The sequence below is a fragment of the Citrobacter sp. CFNIH10 genome (assembly GCF_002934585.1).
GTDB classification, from domain to species: Bacteria; Pseudomonadota; Gammaproteobacteria; order Enterobacterales; family Enterobacteriaceae; genus Citrobacter_A; species Citrobacter_A amalonaticus.
The window spans coordinates 1,054,613-1,070,873 of the sequence record NZ_CP026216.1; the positions used below are offsets into that span (position 1 = coordinate 1,054,613).

A 16,261-nucleotide genomic window follows, 5' to 3' on the forward strand; every position below is an offset into this window, starting at 1 on the left:
ACCCGATCGCGGCGGCATTGAGAGAGGCTGTGTCTGAAAAGGATTTTTCTGATTACCAGTCCGCGTAAGGCACCAGCGGCTGCGGCGGTAAATCCATATCGCCCTGCCAGCCTGCGGCGGAATAACGAACATACAGCAGTAAATGGCTAGGCGCGTAGTCTTTTGCCTGTTGAATATCCACCGCGGTCCCGACAAACCAGTTCGAGGTCACTCGACGCTCAATCAGCGCCCGCGCGGTATAACCAAAGCCCTGGCTGCTTCCACCACCGTTAGTTTGGTCGATGGCTTCCTGGTGGTAATCCGACGGAATCAGATTCAACAACGGATAACGCGGCATGGTTTTGGTGCGCGAATGCGACCAGGAAACCGAACCGCCCAGTTCCCAGGACCAGTTTTCCGTCCGCTGACGCCACATTACCGGCACCGCGAAGGACAGGTATTCCTGCGGACTGTAGTAGCCACCGTGGCCCAGCGAATAACCGCTCAGGTCTTTGTCGTAGTGCCAGATCATATTGTTCAGACCTACAGTGACACGGCGATTATTCTCGTTGATGATCTTGTAGTAGTAACCCGTCATCCACCGGACGCGCCAGTTATCCTCGACATTTTTCCCGGTTAACCGATCGGCGCCGAGTGAAGCCCAGACGCCGTTGGCTTCACCTTTGTCGTAGCTGAGGCTAATCCCGCCGCCATCGGCACGAACGCCACCCCATTTTTTACCGGTGTTGACGTCGTTGCTGTCGCCGTTGTGGCTCTGCGCATCTTTCTGTCCGCCAAAGGCCAGCAGCGAACTGGAAATTGGACGGCGGTGCGCGTTCAGGGTATAACCCAACGGCCCAATGTCATTGCTGTAACTGACGCCGCCGACCACATCGACAACGTTGAAGCCCATCGGCGTGGTGCCGATATCCCAACTCCAGGTGTCATTCTTCCAGCCAATAGCGACGCTCGCCCCCGTGTCCGACTGGCTGCGACTGCCGCTACAGTCTTCCAGCGTACAGGTGCCCCAGTTATTCTTGTAGCGACCATTGTCATCAGTCGAGAAGCTACCTGCATTCATGTTGACCAGATCGGTACGGAAGAACATACGACCGTCCGAATACGGCGCATCCACATGCAACATAGTGGTATGCGCTTTTAGATCAGAATAGCCGCCGGTACCGCTCGATCCCCAGTAGTCATGCTCCAGCGTGACGTTCAGATCCTGTTGACGATACAAATCCGCCGCATCGCTGCGCACGCCACGCTTCAGCCAGTCATCTTTTTCATCGTTACGGGTCAGACGGGTAAAGGTGTCATTATCCTGCGGACGCGTTGGCGTAATGCCGGACGCCACCATCGCATCTTTGTACGTATCCAGCGCCTGTTGCGGCTCGCCGCTCTGCGCCTGGAAATGCGCGGCGTCACGCAGCACCATTGCGCTTTCCATTGATGGCGGTTGCGCTTTGGCCTGCGGAATCAACGTATTGAAGGTCTGTTGTGCCGCAGCGGTATCGCCAAGCTGCATTTGTGCCAGTGCGATTCGCCGCTGCATGTTGATTGACGGCGTCTGCGTTGCGGGCAGTTTTGCCAGTTGCGCTCGCGCGGCAGGCTTGTCGCCCTGGGCGATGTACACTTCTGTCAGCCCCAGCATCGCATCGACGTTATCCGGTTCGCGCGCCAGCACGGCGTCGTATGAACCTCGCGCCGCATTGTATTCCCCGCGCTGCTGCGCCCAGTCGGCCAGCGTTAAATCGAGACGGGTGGAGGCAGGCTGTTGGCGTAACAGCGCTTCAGCCTCGGCTTCCCGGCCGCTGTCGCGCAGACGATTCGCCGTTTCCAGCACCTGGTTGCTTTGCAGGCGATCGGCCAGTTCCTGAATGTTACTGTTCCACTGACTGCGCGGCAGGCTGTTGATATGCGCCAACGCCGCCCGATCCTGATCATTGCCGGACAGGTACAGCCCATACGCATACACCTGTTCCGGATCGTTGGGTTTCTGACGCGCCAGCGCGCTCATCTGCGCATCAGCCTGACTACGCTGCCCGGCCTGCCATAGATCGCGTGACAGACGATAGGTTATCCAGACGCTCCCCGGATCCAGCGCCAGTCGGCGGCGTTGCAGTTCCGCGGCCTGTGCCCAGTTGCCCTGGTTCTCCAGCGTTTCGGCCTGCTGCGCCAGACGATCGTTTTCCAGTCCGCGTTCAATATCATCAATGCTGCGACGCTGGCTGGCAGAGAGCGTGGCAATAAACGCGGAGGCTTTCTCCGGCGACTGCGCGCGATAGAGGTTTGCCAGACCGCGTACGGCATTGGTATTACCGCTGTCCATGCGCAGCGTCTGCTGGTAATAGCGCTCGGCAGCCGGATAATCTTTCCGCGCCATTGCTGCATCGCCCAGCCCCAGTACCGCATAGCTGTCGGTATTGTCGATGTTTCTGGCCTGTTGATAGAGACGTTCAGCCTGGTCAATATTGTTGGCTTTGAGCGCGGCATCACCCTGCTGAATCGCCAGCCAGTAACTGTTCACTTTCAGCAGGCTTTCCCACTTGCTGCGACTCCCGCTCTGCGGATCCATCGCCAGCGCTTTCTTAAACTGCGCAACGGCGCTGGCGCGATCGCCTCGCTGAGAGTAGGCCTGCCCCAGCGCACCCACGGCTTCGCTGTCGTTTTGGTTGGCTCTCACCGCCTGCTGTAATTCTGAAACCGCCCGTCCGCCCTGGCCTGCGTCGACTGCCGCCAGCCCCTGCGCACGCGCGCGGAATGTCGGATCGGAAAGCTGTTTTTGCTGTTCGCTAAGCTTACTGCGTGCCGCAGCCACGCTGTCCCCCTCACTGAATACCGTGAGGTATTTTTGCAGCGCCTTTACGCTGGCATCGCTGACCGGCAGATCTTTGATCTGGGTGTACCAGATCGTGGACGCGGCATTCCGCCCGGTGTTGGATTTCGCCATCTGCTCCAGAACCACAAAGCCTTCGGCCGGGCGATCGTTATCAAACAACAGCTGTGCCAGCGTATTTTGCAATGTGTTATTGCCCGGACTGCGGGCGTTAATCGCCTTGAGCTGATTAATCGCCTGATTGCGGCGGGCCGGAATTTTTGCCACCGCGCTCCAGTACTCCACTTCCAGGTCGCCTTCCGGCGGGTTGCCCTTGAATAACTTATCATAGGCGGCAACCGCCTCTGCGGCATGCCCGGTTGTCGCCTGTAGACGCGCCTGCTGTAACGACTGACGCCCATCCGGCGTCGCTAACAGCATGGTGGTTTGCGACGATTTATAGGCATTAGAACCCGGCGCTAATTGAGAAAGTCGATCAAGCTGTTTCTGCGCGCCGTCGTTATCGCCCTGACGCAGCAGGTAACGAAAGCGAGCGGCAATAACGTCAGGATTATTCGGGTCCATCAGTTCGAGGCGATAGAGCGACTGGCGCACCAGATCTTCACGGTGCGTTGCTTCTCCCAGCCGCACCTGCTCCAGCAACTGCTGTTGCGCCGACGGCGCGGCGTCGGCAAAGGGCATCAGGGCAATGCCGAGTGAAACCCCGAGTAAACTTAATTTGAACTTGCGCATTCCTGGCCCCAGTCAGGTAGTAACTCACCTTTGGCGGTGAAGCGATAACGATGCTGATCCCACCCTTGTCCGAAGAGGGTTAGCACGTAGCTGTAATAGGCATCGCTGCCGGGGAAATGGTCTGTTACGCGCTGTCGCTGCACCGCTTGTGCATCGCGGTTTTGCAGGAAAGGCAGTAAGGCCGCAGAAAAGCCTACCGGGCCATTGCCCTGCGCTTTGCCGCTGGCGACGTCCACTTTCTCCGGCGGGAGACCGTTTTTAGTTGTCAGGGTTGCCATCGGTTTGAATTTTGCCAGCAGCCGTGCTTTCTGCGGGTCGCCGTCATGCATCATGCCCACCCACAGATAGACGCGAATCGCGTCGTAACTGCTGATCAGCGTTTTCTCTGCCTTCAGTTGCCAGCCTTTGTTTTTCTCGTAACGAACCCAGTCCGGTGAGAAACCTTTCGGCGCCGTTTCTGACAGCAGTCGCTGGTTGGTTTCACGCAGAGTGGACCATGGTGCACCGAAACGGGTGAAATACTGCGCCAGCTGCGGTGGCAGATAGCTCGGATTAAAGCGCCAGGTGTTGGCGTCGGCAAAACCAATCTTGCCGGGTAACAGCATGGAGCCCAGCCCCGGCACCGTCACCACTTCTTCGCTGGCAATGCGTTTCAACAAGGCTTTGCCGATCTCGGTATAGCGCGGTTCTTTCCACAAGCGTCCCGCCTCCAGCAGCGACCACGCGATCCAGATATCACCGTCAGAAGCAGAGTTGCTATCCAGCACCGCCCAGGTGGAGGGATCTTTCTGCCCCCACAGCCAGGCGGGCAGATGATCTTTTAGTGAACCTTGTGCCAGATTATTCTCTGTCCATGCCAGCAGCGTATCAAAAGCCTGGCGATCGTTAGCGGCGAGGGCAAAGAACATCGCATAGCTTTGCCCTTCCGAGGTGGTGATTTTGCGTGCGTCGCTGGGATCAATCACCCGCCCTTCCTGACTGATGTAATCCTTTTTAAAGTGATCCCACTCAGGCCAGGTACAGGCCGCCTGTACACTCAGCGCGGCCAGCATTAACACCATGACTATCCCACTTCGCAACGCGTTCATTATTTATCACTCATGATCCGGATCGAGACGGCGGCGACTGATGATGCGCAGCAGACGCCACAGCACCCAGGCCAGTAATACCACACTGATCGCCGCCAGCACCGCTAACAGCACCGGATGGTTAGCCAGCGCGTACCACAGACGTTCAAACCACGGCAGGTGACCCACATAGTAGATCTCGCCGACGCGTAAACTGCTCACGCCAGATTCACGGATCACCGAGACGGAACCAAACATCGCCGCCCGTTTGCCGCTGTCATTGATGGCCTGGTTCAGCAACTCATAGCCGCGCGGACTATCCGCCAGCAGCGCCACCACGCTACGCTGATCGTGAAACGGCGACTGGAAGCCGACGACCGCTGCCATCGGTCCACTCGACGTTACCGTCGCCTGCGCATCCGCTTTGCGATCGGCTTCATCCGGCATGATGCTCGGGAACGTCGTCTGGCGCATTGGGGTTTTCACCCAGCTTTCTGCCGCCTGAACCAGCAGGTCGATACGCTTGTCGTCTTTCAGTTTGTCCGGGATCGAGCCGATAATCAGGATGTCCGCATCTTTGCCCTGAATCTGGCTGCTGTCATCGGTGATAGTCAGGTTAATCGCCGGGAAGCCGGTTTGCGCGCCAATAGTGCCTGTCGCGTCGAGCAGTGTTTCCATCTGCGCTTCGTTCGGCGTTTTCGGCATCACGGTGAGGGTTTCCGACAGATCCGCCATGCGGCTGAACGGGAAGCCCGCGTTCGCAAACGCGCGCAGATCCGGCATCGCTATGAAGTGGTAGTACTTCGAGAAGTCGATGGTGGAGTCGTCGCCAATCACCACATGATTCGGCACCGGCTGGAAGGTAATACAGTTTTCAACCGAGCCGCCCGGCATCGGGTTCATGTACTCGAAGTCAAACCGCAACTGGTTCATCGCGCCCAGCTTCAGCGCCGGAATGGCGACATCCGTTTTCCCGTCCAGCAGTCCTTGCAACACCGGCAGACGCAGCAACAGACGATTGCTCTTCTCATTGCTGGTCAGACTAAAGGCTTGCAGGAACTGGTTGTTCAGACTGATATCCATGCGCGAACTGTCTTTGGTCGGCGGCGTGGTGTAACGGTAATTGAGATTCATATCAATACCGGTACTGCGCAGCAGATAGAGATCCGGCGGCAGGTTCAGCGAGACGTTGATCGCGGCAGGTTCCATCCCGGTGGACTGCAACTGCTCTTCATAGGTTTTCAGTTCACCGAAGGTGACCGGGCGATCGGTGCGCACCCAGTTTGGCGCATCGTACGGTTTACGCGCCAGCAGCGGTTTCACCTCGTTGACTTCCACACGGCTCCCGCGGAAGAGAATATTGCCCTGGGCGATCCCTTTCGCGGCCTGCAGCAGATCGTTGTCGTCACGACCGAACACCACCAGCAGTTTCACGTAAGGGTTATCCGGATGGCTGATCATTTCGATCACCGGCGCTTTCACCGGCGGATGTTCACGCAGGAAATCAGGTCGCTTGTCGTTAGTGGCAAAGACGATCGCATTACGATTCGGCAGCGTGTTGTACAGCACCGGGAAGTGCTGGCCTCGCCAGCCCGCCCGGGAACCAAACCAGGACGATACGATCGACGCCGCCTGTTGCAGGGTACGATCCGGCGAGCCGGCAAAGACCATGGGCAGCGTCACCGCGCGGTTGTCGCGTGGATCGAAGAACGGTACCGGGAAGTGCGAGAGATCGTTTTGCACTTCCAGCGTCTGGTAGGTGAGGTCCAGCATGCTGCTGCGACCGACGTCCAGCCACAGCGTACTGCTGGCCGGGTTTTCACAAACCTGCTGATAGTGGCCGACAAACTCCAGCCGCACACGGTTAAAGTCGGTGATAAACAATGGGTTGATCGGCATTTGCGCCAGCGTCTTTTTGCCCAACTGTTCCTGGGTGACCGGCAGCACGCCCATCAGCTCATCGTTCAGATAGACCTTGAGCTGCGACTGTATCGGCAGCAGGGATGGCGACGGGGTGTACTCCAGATTCAGCACGGCTCTGGAGACCACTTCATCGCTACGCATGCCAAATTCAATACTGCCATTAGGGTTCACGCCACGCAGCACCATGCTGCCCGGCGGCGGCGCGATCTGCGCAAACGTCAGTTTCACGTCACGGGATGGGCCATTCTGCGCCACAATCGGCGCATCAGCTCCCTGAACGCCCGGCATCACCTGACCCACCGGCTGATTTTCATCTGCCTGTGCAGGGGCGGCCGCCGCCGGGGCCACGGTTGGCTCAGTGTTTATCAATGGTTGCGTTGCCGGCGTCGCATTCGTCATGAATGAAGGGATTGCGCTCATCCCCATTGCCACTGCACAAATCCAGGAAAGTTTTCTTTTCATCGCGTTATCATCATTGTTGAGCCATAACCTGATCCGGCTGTTGCACCGCCACCTCGTCCTGCTCCGGACGGCGTGGAATGAACGACACAACCCAGGAAACCAGAGAAGTCAGAGACCGGAAAACTATTTTCACGGAAGATGGGGAGAATTCCGCAAGATGGCGATAGCCACGGAAACCCAGCTTCAGAATATCCAACAGGCTTTCCAGCGGCTTATCTTCCGGATAGCTGTCCTGCCAGAGCGCCCATGTATCAGCACGGGCAAACGTACACTGCACAAAATCGATATGCTGTTTGGTGGTCAGCGGCATCAGTTGCAGCCCCACCTGTTCACCCCAAACGCGCGCTACCTGTGTCGGGAAGACATATTCCTGCTGGCCGCGTTTGAGCAGTAAATTCACCTTCTGCCCCTCCAGCACCTGGGCCTGACCGTTGATCTTGATCCCCAGACCGCCGTCGGAGAAATCATGGACGGTGCACGAGAACAGATGTCCGTCCTCACGGGCAATCGCCGCTGGCATAGAAATTTCAACACGGTGTGAGCGGCGAACCTGTTTACTTTCAACCGATACCGCCACCGCGCCGCCGAGGATAATCAGGTTGTAGAACACCCACACCAGGCTGACGATAACAGTCAGCATTTCGTTTTCCGGCCCGTAGAAGTAACGCCAGACGCCGACCGCCACACCGAACAGGTTAAGCAGTACCAGGTAGATGTACGGACGGGAAATCACCCAGTCGACATACTCTTCTTCTACCAGTCCGCCCTTTGCAGTGACGTTAAACTTCCCTTTGTGCGGGTTAATCAGCGCCACCAGCGTCGGCGGCGCAATGTACCAGGCCAGCACCGTTTCGTAGATCTCACTCCAGAAGGAGTGGCGGTACTTGCCCTGAATCTTCGAGTTGGTCAGGCTGGCGTGAACCATGTGCGGCAGGACGAACAGCGCAATCATCAGCGCGGGCGCATAGATGATATAGGCATGCAGTAGCAGGAACGCCAGCGGAGCGGTCAGGAAGATCAGCCGTGGAACACCTGACAGGAAGTGGAACATGGCATTGACGTAACATAATCGCTGAGCGAACTTCAGCCCTTTGCCGGTCAACGGGTTATCGAGCCGGAAAATCTGTACCATCCCGCGCGCCCAGCGAATGCGCTGACCGATGTGAGCAGATAAGCTTTCGGTCGCCAGCCCTGCCGCCTGCGGAATGCGCATGTACGCGGAGGTATAACCGCGACGGTGCAGACGCAGCGACGTATGCGCATCCTCAGTCACCGTCTCAACGGCAATACCACCAATTTCATCGAGCGGTTTACGGCGAATCACCGCACAAGAACCGCAGAAGAAGGTGGCATCCCACATGTCATTACCGTCCTGTACCAGACCGTAAAACAGCGTGCCTTCGTTTGGCGTCTTGCGAAAACGCCCGAGGTTACGTTCAAACGGGTCCGGAGAGAAGAAGTGGTGCGGCGTCTGCATCATCGCCAGCTTCTTGTCTTTCAGGAACCAGCCCATCGTCATTTGCAGGAACGAACGCGTCGGCACGTGGTCGCAGTCAAAGATCGAAACGAACTCGCCTTTGGCGTATTTCAGTGCGTTGTTAATGTTCCCGGCTTTGGCGTGCTCATGGGTGGTACGGGCGATATATTTCACCCCCACGGTCTGGGCGAACTGGCGGAACTCTTCACGCCCGCCATCGTCGAGGATCCAGATATTGAGCTTATCTTTCGGCCAGTCGATACCCAGCGACGCGTAAATGGTGTTCTTCACTACGTGCAGATCTTCGTTGTAAGTCGGCACAAAGATATCGACCGACGGCCACTGCGACATATCTTTTGGCAGCGGCACCGGCTGGCGGTTCAGCGGCCAGACGACCTGGAAGTAACCCAGCACCAGCACAATCCACGCATAGGTTTCGGCAAACAGCAGGATCAGCCCGCAGACCAGACTCACCGGATCGTCCCAGTTCAGCGTGGAGGTATAGCGCCACCAGATATAGCGGCACGATACCGTCAGCGACAGCACAATCAGCATCAGCGCGGAGAAGCGCCCCGGCATGCGGCGCACGATCAGCGCAACGCCCCACAGCAGTATCAGGAAGATGAATTGCGCCAGCGGGTTAAACGGCTGGGTCACGCATATCAGCGCCAGAATCAACGAAAAAGTGACAATAATCCCGATGATAAAGCGACGCGCGCCAGAGCTCAGGTGACCAAGCTCTTTTTGTTTATCCAGGTGCGTGGTGTTTTGCGTCACGCGTCCCGGTAGCGCATCCATCCACTGGTGATAACGCCCTCTGACGCCTTGCAGACGGGAGAAGGTTTGCCAGCGAGGCTGCGTCGTCTCCTGACGCGGCGAGGTCGCCATCAGCCAGAGGGTCTGAATGGCATAACGGGCAGGATCTAACGGGCGCGGGCGCGCGGCGTTGATATGAGGATAGAGCGCTTTACGCTCGGCACGGATACGCTGCCAGCGCGGGTGCTCCAGCGGGATGAAGACCCATGCGAGAATCACCCACAGGCAACCCAGCGTCGCGCTGAAAGGCGACGCGCCATGACGACGATAACCCTGATAGCGCTCGCTTAAGCGGGCGCTCACCGGCGGAATAAGCAACCACCGGGACAGGACACTCATGATGCGCTCCCGACAGGAGTTTTTTGACCTGCGTAATGTAATAAACACCAGTTTGCCAGCGTCAGCACTTCTTCTGCGGCCAGTGAGTCACTGCGGTATTCCCCCAACGGCTGTTTGGCCGCCATGCACTCAGCCATCGCTTCATCGCGGTGAATCACCATCGGCAGCAGACGACGCTGACTCTGTAGCCAGACCTGGTAGAGATCGTCCTGCAACTGGCTGCCAACACGTAAGTCGTTAATTAAAATATGCGCGCCCGCCGGCAGCGATTGCTGATGCAAACGGACATGGCAGTTGGTGTCGGCTTTGACAATCGCCAGCGTGTGGTCGCACTCATTGACCAGTTGTCGGGTTAACGGCGCGGAACCCGGCGGCAGATCCAGTAAAATCCATGAGTAACGCCCACTCTCTTTCAGCGCACGGATGCCCGCCGCGATGCCGCCCAGTCGTTCCAGCCAGCGGTCAGGATATTCCCGCTCCTGCGTCGTCAGTTGACCAAACGGCAGCAAATCAAGCTGCGAGGTATAACGCATCCCGCCTTCCTGCCAGTCACGACCATCAAGTATCGCTCTGGCCCAGCCGTCGCGATGAGAGAAATCGACGTTGAATGACAGGCGCAACAAATTATCGGGGCTGGTATCCACAACCAGGACATTTTCCCCTAATAATTGCAATGACCAGGCCAGTGCAGCCGCGATCGACGTCGTGCCCACTCCGCCTCGTATGCCCTGAAGTCCCAGAATGGCCATCCACGGCTTCCTTATTGTTGTTGCGCAAATTCAGCCAACAGCGGCCAGCGTTTAATCGCGGCGGCGAGCTGTTCACGCTGGGAAATATCAGTGTAATCAAATTCTGGCAATGAAAAAGCCTGGCTTAATGCCAGGAAGTCGTTTTGAAAGGTATAGCCCAATGTTGAATCAGTTTGCGTGCCGGGTTCGTTGTCAGACATTTTGTTTTATCCCTTTGAATAGACTCGCCATGCTTCAAACATTTTTTCTTTTCGCATTCCGCTTCGTTCTCACCGAAATTCGGCAAGGCCAGATGTTGCTCATTTTCTGTCTTGTTGTTTCGTGAAAATACGCGTCATGGAATCGGAAAGGCCGATGTTACAAGGCTTCTTGCTCGCCAAATCGATTCACATGCTAAATCTGATACGTTTTAATTTCAATGTTAGGTTTATTTCTGAGCTTTCGCTAGTAAACTGATAAACAGATAAAATAGCGACCCGAGGAACGCTGTGGACCCTGTATTTTCAATTGGCATCTCATCATTATGGGATGAACTACGCCATATGCCAGCCGGCGGAGTCTGGTGGGTTAACACCGATCGCGTTGAAGACGCTATCAGCCTGGCGAATCAAACGATTGCCTTTCAGACCGGGACGGCAAAAGTCGCGGGCATTTCCATGGGCAGCGATCCCGGGAAGATATTCAAATTAGATGAATCTCACGGTCCGGAAAAAATTCAGTTATTTTCCATGCCAAATTCGGAAAAGGGTCTACAATTTATGACCCGCGATTTGCTGTGTTCCGTGGACCCGACGCATTACTTATTCATTCTTATTTGCGCAAATAACGGCTGGCAAAATATACCAGCTGAACGTTTGCGTCTGTGGCTGGATAAAATGAATAAATGGACGCGTCTCCATCACTGTTCTGTAGTGGTGCTTAACCCCGGCAATAATAACGATAAACAATTCTCTCTTTTAATGGGGGAATATCGCTCGCTTTATGGCCTCGCCAGTATGCGCTATCAGGGCGATCAGCATTTGTTTGATATTGCCTTCTGGTGTAATGAAAAAGGGGTTAGCGCTCGTCAGCAACTCACCGTCCGCCATCATGAAGGGCAGTGGGAACTGGTGCAAAAAGAAGAGGCTGAAATCCAGCCCCGTAGCGATGAAAAGCAGATCCTGAGTAATGTCGCCGTGCTGGAAGGGGCGCCGCCACTCTCCGAGCACTGGAAATTATTCGATAATAATGAAGCTTTATTCAATGAGGCGCGTACCGCACAGGCGGCAACGTTGATCTTTTCGCTTCAGCAAAACAGCCAGATTGAGCCCCTGGCACGGAGCATCCATACTCTGCGTCGCCAACGCGGAAGCGCGCTGAAAATCCTTGTGCGGGAAAACATCGCCAGCCTGCGCGCCACCGACGAACGCCTGCTATTAGGCTGCGGTGCCAATATGGTGATTCCGTGGAACGCGCCACTCTCGCGCTGTCTGACGCTGATTGAAAGCGTTCAGGGTCAGCAATTTAGTCGCTACGTGCCGGAAGATATCACGACGCTGTTGTCGATGACCCAGCCGATGAAACTGCGCGGTTTCCAGAAATGGGACGTGTTCTGTGAAGCGGTAAATAACATGATGAGCAACACCCTGCTGCCTGCCGACGGGAAAGGGGTGATGGTGGCGCTGCGGCCCGTTCCGGGTATCCGCGTTGAACAAGCCTTAACGATGTGTCGCCCGCACCGTACCGGCGATATCGTCACTATTGGCGGCAACCGCCTGGTGCTGTTCTTGTCGTTTTGCCGCGTCAACGATCTCGATACCGCGCTCAATCATATCTTCCCACTCCCGACCGGCGATCTCTTTTCTAACCGCATGGTCTGGTTTGAAGATAATCTCATCAGCGCTGAGCTGGTGCAGATGCGCTTACTGGCGCCAGAACAGTGGGGACAACCGCTGCCGCTGACCCAGAACGTGAAACCCGTCATCAATGCCGAGCATGACGGCAAGACGTGGCGGCGTATTCCGCAACCGCTACGCTTACTGGACGATGAAACGGAGCACTCATCATGATGACTATCAGCGATATCCTGCAAATCATCGTTGTTTGTGCACTGATTTTCTTCCCGCTGTGGTATCTGGCGCGCCATTCACTACGCCGGATCAGCAATACGACCCGGCTGTTATTTGCAAAACCTCGTTATGTTAAACCGGCCGGAACATTGCGCCGCGCGGTGATTTCCAGGGCAACGAAAAAATGACTCAACAAACACAAAACGCATCACTGCCTTCACCACTCTGGCAATACTGGCGCGGTCTTTCTGGCTGGAACTTCTATTTTCTGGTCAAGTTCGGCCTGCTCTGGGCGGGCTATCTGAATTTTCACCCGCTGCTGAATCTGGTCTTTATGGCCTTCCTGCTGATGCCGATTCCGCGTTACAGCCTGCATCGCATGCGTCACTGGGTCGCCATTCCGATCGGTTTTGCTCTGTTCTGGCACGACACCTGGCTGCCAGGCCCGGAAAGTATTATGAGCCAGGGCTCGCAGGTGGCAGGCTTTAGCACGGACTATTTACTCGATCTTGCCACGCGCTTTATCAACTGGCAGATGATTGGCGCCATGTTTGTCCTGCTGGTCGCGTGGCTGTTTTTGTCACAATGGATTCGGGTTACCGCCTTCGTGGTGGCGATTCTGATCTGGCTGAACGTCCTGACGCTGGCGGGTCCGAGTTTTTCTTTGTGGCCGGCGGGTCAACCGACGACCACGGTGACCACCACGGGCGGTACGGCAGCTGAAACGGTCGCGACCGCTGGAGGAGCACCGGTCGTTGGTGATATCCCGGCACAAACCGCACCGCCGACCTCGGCGAATCTCAACGCATGGTTGAATACGTTCTACAATGCGGAAGCGAAGCGAAAAACGCCTTTCCCATCAGCGCTCCCTGCCGATGCGCAGCCGTTTGAACTGTTAGTCATCAATATCTGCTCACTCTCCTGGTCCGATATTGAAGCCGCAGGGCTGATGTCGCACCCGCTGTGGTCGCACTTTGATATCCAGTTTAAACACTTCAATTCCGCCACGTCGTACAGCGGCCCGGCGGCGATTCGTCTGCTACGCGCCAGCTGCGGACAGCCCTCGCACACGAACCTGTATCAACCGGCAGGTAATGAATGCTATCTGTTTGATAACCTGTCAAAACTGGGCTTTACGCAGCATCTGATGATGGGCCATAACGGCGAATTCGGCGGCTTCCTGAAAGAGGTTCGTGAAAATGGCGGCATGCAGGCTGAACTGATGGATCAGAAAGGCTTACCTGCGCCGCTGCTGGGCTTTGATGGTTCCCCGGTGTATGACGACACCGCCGTGCTACAGCGCTGGATGGAAACCACGGAAAAAGATAAGGACTCCCGTAGCGCCACTTTCTACAACACCCTGCCGCTCCACGACGGTAACCACTATCCCGGCGTCAGTAAAACGGCGGATTACAAAGCGCGCGCACAGAAATTCTTTGATGAACTGGATGCGTTCTTCACCGAGCTGGAGAAATCGGGTCGTAAGGTCATGGTGGTTGTCGTACCGGAACACGGCGGCGCGCTGAAAGGCGACAGAATGCAGGTCTCTGGCCTGCGTGATATTCCGAGCCCCTCGATCACCAACGTCCCGGCTGGCGTGAAATTCTTCGGCATGAAAGCGCCGCATCAGGGTGCGCCGATCGTCATTAATCAGCCAAGTAGCTATCTGGCCATTTCTGATCTGGTGGTACGCGTGCTTGACGGTAAGATCTTCTCCGAAGACAGCGTGGACTGGGCAAAACTCACCAGCAACCTGCCACAAACGGCTGTGGTCTCGGAAAACGCCAACGCGGTGGTTATCCAGTATCAGGACAAACCGTACGTCCGTCTGAATGGCGGCGACTGGGTGCCATATCCGCAATAACGAAAAAGGCCGCAAGGATCGCCCTTGCGGCCTGGTTCGAGCGCATGTTGCCACTGCGGCAGGCAGACGCCCATCAGCGCATTACTTCCTGCTACGTAGCCAGTTCACAACCATACCTGCAATGATACCGGCAATGGCTGGAGCCGCTATACCCTAAATAATTCGAGTTGCAGGAAGGCGGCAAGGGAGTGAATCCCCAGGAGCTTTCTCTGGTAAGTGACTGGGGTGAGCGAGCGCAGCTAACGCACCTGCAACTTGAAGTATGACGGGTATAAATCATGCCAGAAAGCCATGCCTGGCTGAGTCAACGCCATATCGCCGCCTGTGTTGCAATGGCAACCGTTCGCGGCTATCCTTGAGTCGTTGAGGTTCAAGGTAAGCCCCCGTTTAGTTGCCAGGTTTATGCCAGACAACGTGCGGGGGTTTTCTCTTTCCAGCAACTCACGCCGCCAGGGATCAAGCCCCCGCAACGCTGCGCCTCACCGGGAAACCCCGGCTTACCGCCGATTCTACGATAACCCGCCAGGCCCGACATCCAACATGCTTTCGCTTTGCGCGACGCCTCGCAATCAGCCAACTGGCAGAGACCTACACTCTTCTGTAGAATTGCGTCCCCTCGCGGTCATCAAGCCGTGACGGCACTTTTTGGCAGGGGACTCCATGCAGCACGACACATCACCACTTTCCGATCACCGCGTATCCGGCAAACCGGCGTCGCAGAGTTTACCATTTACCCGCTACGATTTTGGCTGGGTGTTGCTGTGCATCGGCATGGCGATTGGCGCAGGAACGGTATTAATGCCGGTGCAGATTGGGTTAAAAGGCATCTGGGTCTTTATTACTGCCTCTTTGATTGCCTATCCGGCCACCTGGATCGTGCAGGATATCTACCTGAAAACGCTCTCCGAGAGCGAAACCTGTAACGACTATACCGATGTCATCAGCCATTACCTGGGGAAAAACTGGGGCGTCTTTCTTGGCGTGATCTACTTCCTGATGATTATCCACGGCATATTTATTTACTCGCTTTCCGTGGTGTTCGACAGCGCGTCGTACATTCGCACCTTCGGTCTGACTGACGCCGACCTTTCGCAGTCATTGATCTACAAGGTGGCAATTTTTGCGGCGCTGGTGGCGATCGCCTCCGGCGGCGAGAAGTTGCTTTTTAAAATCTCCGGCCCAATGGTGGTGGTGAAAGTCGGTATCATCGTGGTGTTTGGACTGGCGATGATCCCACACTGGAACCTGAGCAATATCACCGCTTTCCCGCAAGCTTCGGTGTTCTTTCGCGACGTGTTGCTCACCATTCCGTTCTGCTTCTTTTCGGCAGTCTTCATTCAGGTTCTTAATCCGATGAATATTGCCTATCGCAAACGTGAAGGGGATAGACTCCTGGCAACCCGCATGGCGATTCGCACGCACCGTATCAGCTATATCACACTCATTGCGGTGATCCTGTTTTTCTCCTTCTCGTTTACCTTCTCCATCACCCACGAGGAGGCGGTCTCCGCCTTTGAGCAAAACATTTCGGCGCTGGCGTTAGCCGCACAGGTTATTCCAGGCCCGATTATCCACATCACCTCGACGGTGCTGAATATCTTTGCGGTGCTGACGGCGTTCTTTGGGATCTACCTGGGGTTCCACGAGGCGATGAAGGGCATCATTTTGAATGTACTGGGGCGCATCGTTAACGTCGGAAATATTCCTCCGCGCATCATTACGCTGGGCATTTGCGCGTTTATTGTCACCACGCTGGTGATTTGGGTTTCGTTCCGCGTCTCCGTGCTGGTGTTCTTCCAGCTCGGCAGCCCGCTGTACGGGATCGTCTCCTGCCTGATTCCGTTCTTCCTGATTTATAAAGTCAGCCAGTTGGAAAAACTGCGCGGCCTGAAAAGCTGGCTGATTTTGCTGTACGGCGTTTTGCTCTGTTTGTCGCCGCTACTGAAGCTGATCGAGTAAATGCCTT

General features: G+C 56.1%; 10 protein-coding genes and 1 pseudogene. 4 read left to right on the top strand and 7 right to left on the bottom strand.

The features are described from left to right. Positions 1-52 precede the first annotated feature (52 nt). The 6 genes from bcsC to bcsR are packed head-to-tail and all read right to left on the bottom strand — an operon-like array spanning position 53 to position 10,583. On the bottom strand, positions 53-3,550 hold the full coding sequence (gene bcsC, locus C2U53_RS08515; protein ID WP_104445798.1) for a cellulose synthase complex outer membrane protein BcsC: 3,498 nt from the start codon (positions 3,548-3,550) through the stop codon (positions 53-55). Further along, positions 3,532-4,638, bottom strand: coding sequence for a cellulose synthase complex periplasmic endoglucanase BcsZ (bcsZ, locus tag C2U53_RS08520; protein ID WP_044267251.1), 1,107 nt, complete (start codon positions 4,636-4,638; stop codon positions 3,532-3,534). The genes bcsC and bcsZ overlap by 19 nt, the downstream gene beginning before the upstream one ends. Positions 4,639-4,644: 6 nt before the next feature. After that, positions 4,645-7,002: a cellulose biosynthesis cyclic di-GMP-binding regulatory protein BcsB gene (gene bcsB / locus C2U53_RS08525; RefSeq protein WP_042998546.1), complete on the bottom strand. Its 2,358-nt coding sequence runs from the start codon at positions 7,000-7,002 to the stop codon at positions 4,645-4,647. A 10-nt stretch (positions 7,003-7,012) separates the two neighbouring features. Then, positions 7,013-9,634 (bottom strand): UDP-forming cellulose synthase catalytic subunit, encoded by a 2,622-nt coding sequence (bcsA, locus tag C2U53_RS08530; protein ID WP_042998547.1) that lies wholly within the window; start codon positions 9,632-9,634, stop codon positions 7,013-7,015. After that, positions 9,631-10,383, bottom strand: a complete 753-nt coding sequence (bcsQ, locus tag C2U53_RS08535; RefSeq protein ID WP_042998548.1) for a cellulose biosynthesis protein BcsQ — start codon at positions 10,381-10,383, stop codon at positions 9,631-9,633. The genes bcsA and bcsQ overlap by 4 nt, the downstream gene beginning before the upstream one ends. Before the next feature lie 11 nt (positions 10,384-10,394). Next, the gene (bcsR, locus tag C2U53_RS08540) at positions 10,395-10,583 is read right to left on the bottom strand and encodes a cellulose biosynthesis protein BcsR (protein ID WP_042323607.1); all 189 of its coding nucleotides are present in this window, start codon (positions 10,581-10,583) and stop codon (positions 10,395-10,397) included. 288 nt (positions 10,584-10,871) lie between these two features. Here bcsR and bcsE point away from each other — a divergent pair, with 288 nt between their 5' ends. From bcsE to bcsG, 3 genes are read left to right on the top strand one after another with little or no spacing between them, the layout of a single operon-like run. Continuing rightward, on the top strand, positions 10,872-12,431 hold the full coding sequence (gene bcsE / locus C2U53_RS08545) for a cellulose biosynthesis c-di-GMP-binding protein BcsE (protein WP_042998549.1): 1,560 nt from the start codon (positions 10,872-10,874) through the stop codon (positions 12,429-12,431). Then, a complete protein-coding gene (gene bcsF / locus C2U53_RS08550; RefSeq protein ID WP_104445799.1) occupies positions 12,428-12,619 on the top strand; it encodes a cellulose biosynthesis protein BcsF in 192 nt (63 codons plus the stop codon). The genes bcsE and bcsF overlap by 4 nt, the downstream gene beginning before the upstream one ends. Next, the gene (gene bcsG, locus C2U53_RS08555; protein ID WP_042998551.1) at positions 12,616-14,295 is read left to right on the top strand and encodes a cellulose biosynthesis protein BcsG; all 1,680 of its coding nucleotides are present in this window, start codon (positions 12,616-12,618) and stop codon (positions 14,293-14,295) included. Before bcsF ends, bcsG begins: the two co-directional genes overlap by 4 nt. Before the next feature lie 81 nt (positions 14,296-14,376). On the opposite strand, the pseudogene C2U53_RS29885 reads toward bcsG, so the two are convergent. Next, a pseudogene (locus C2U53_RS29885) lies at positions 14,377-14,445 on the bottom strand (type I toxin-antitoxin system toxin Ldr family protein); the annotation flags it as partial. Positions 14,446-14,955: 510 nt separating this feature from the next. On the opposite strand from C2U53_RS29885, the gene C2U53_RS08565 reads away from it, so the two are divergent. After that, positions 14,956-16,254, top strand: a complete 1,299-nt coding sequence (locus C2U53_RS08565) for an amino acid permease (RefSeq protein WP_042998552.1) — start codon at positions 14,956-14,958, stop codon at positions 16,252-16,254. Positions 16,255-16,261: the final 7 nt, after the last annotated feature.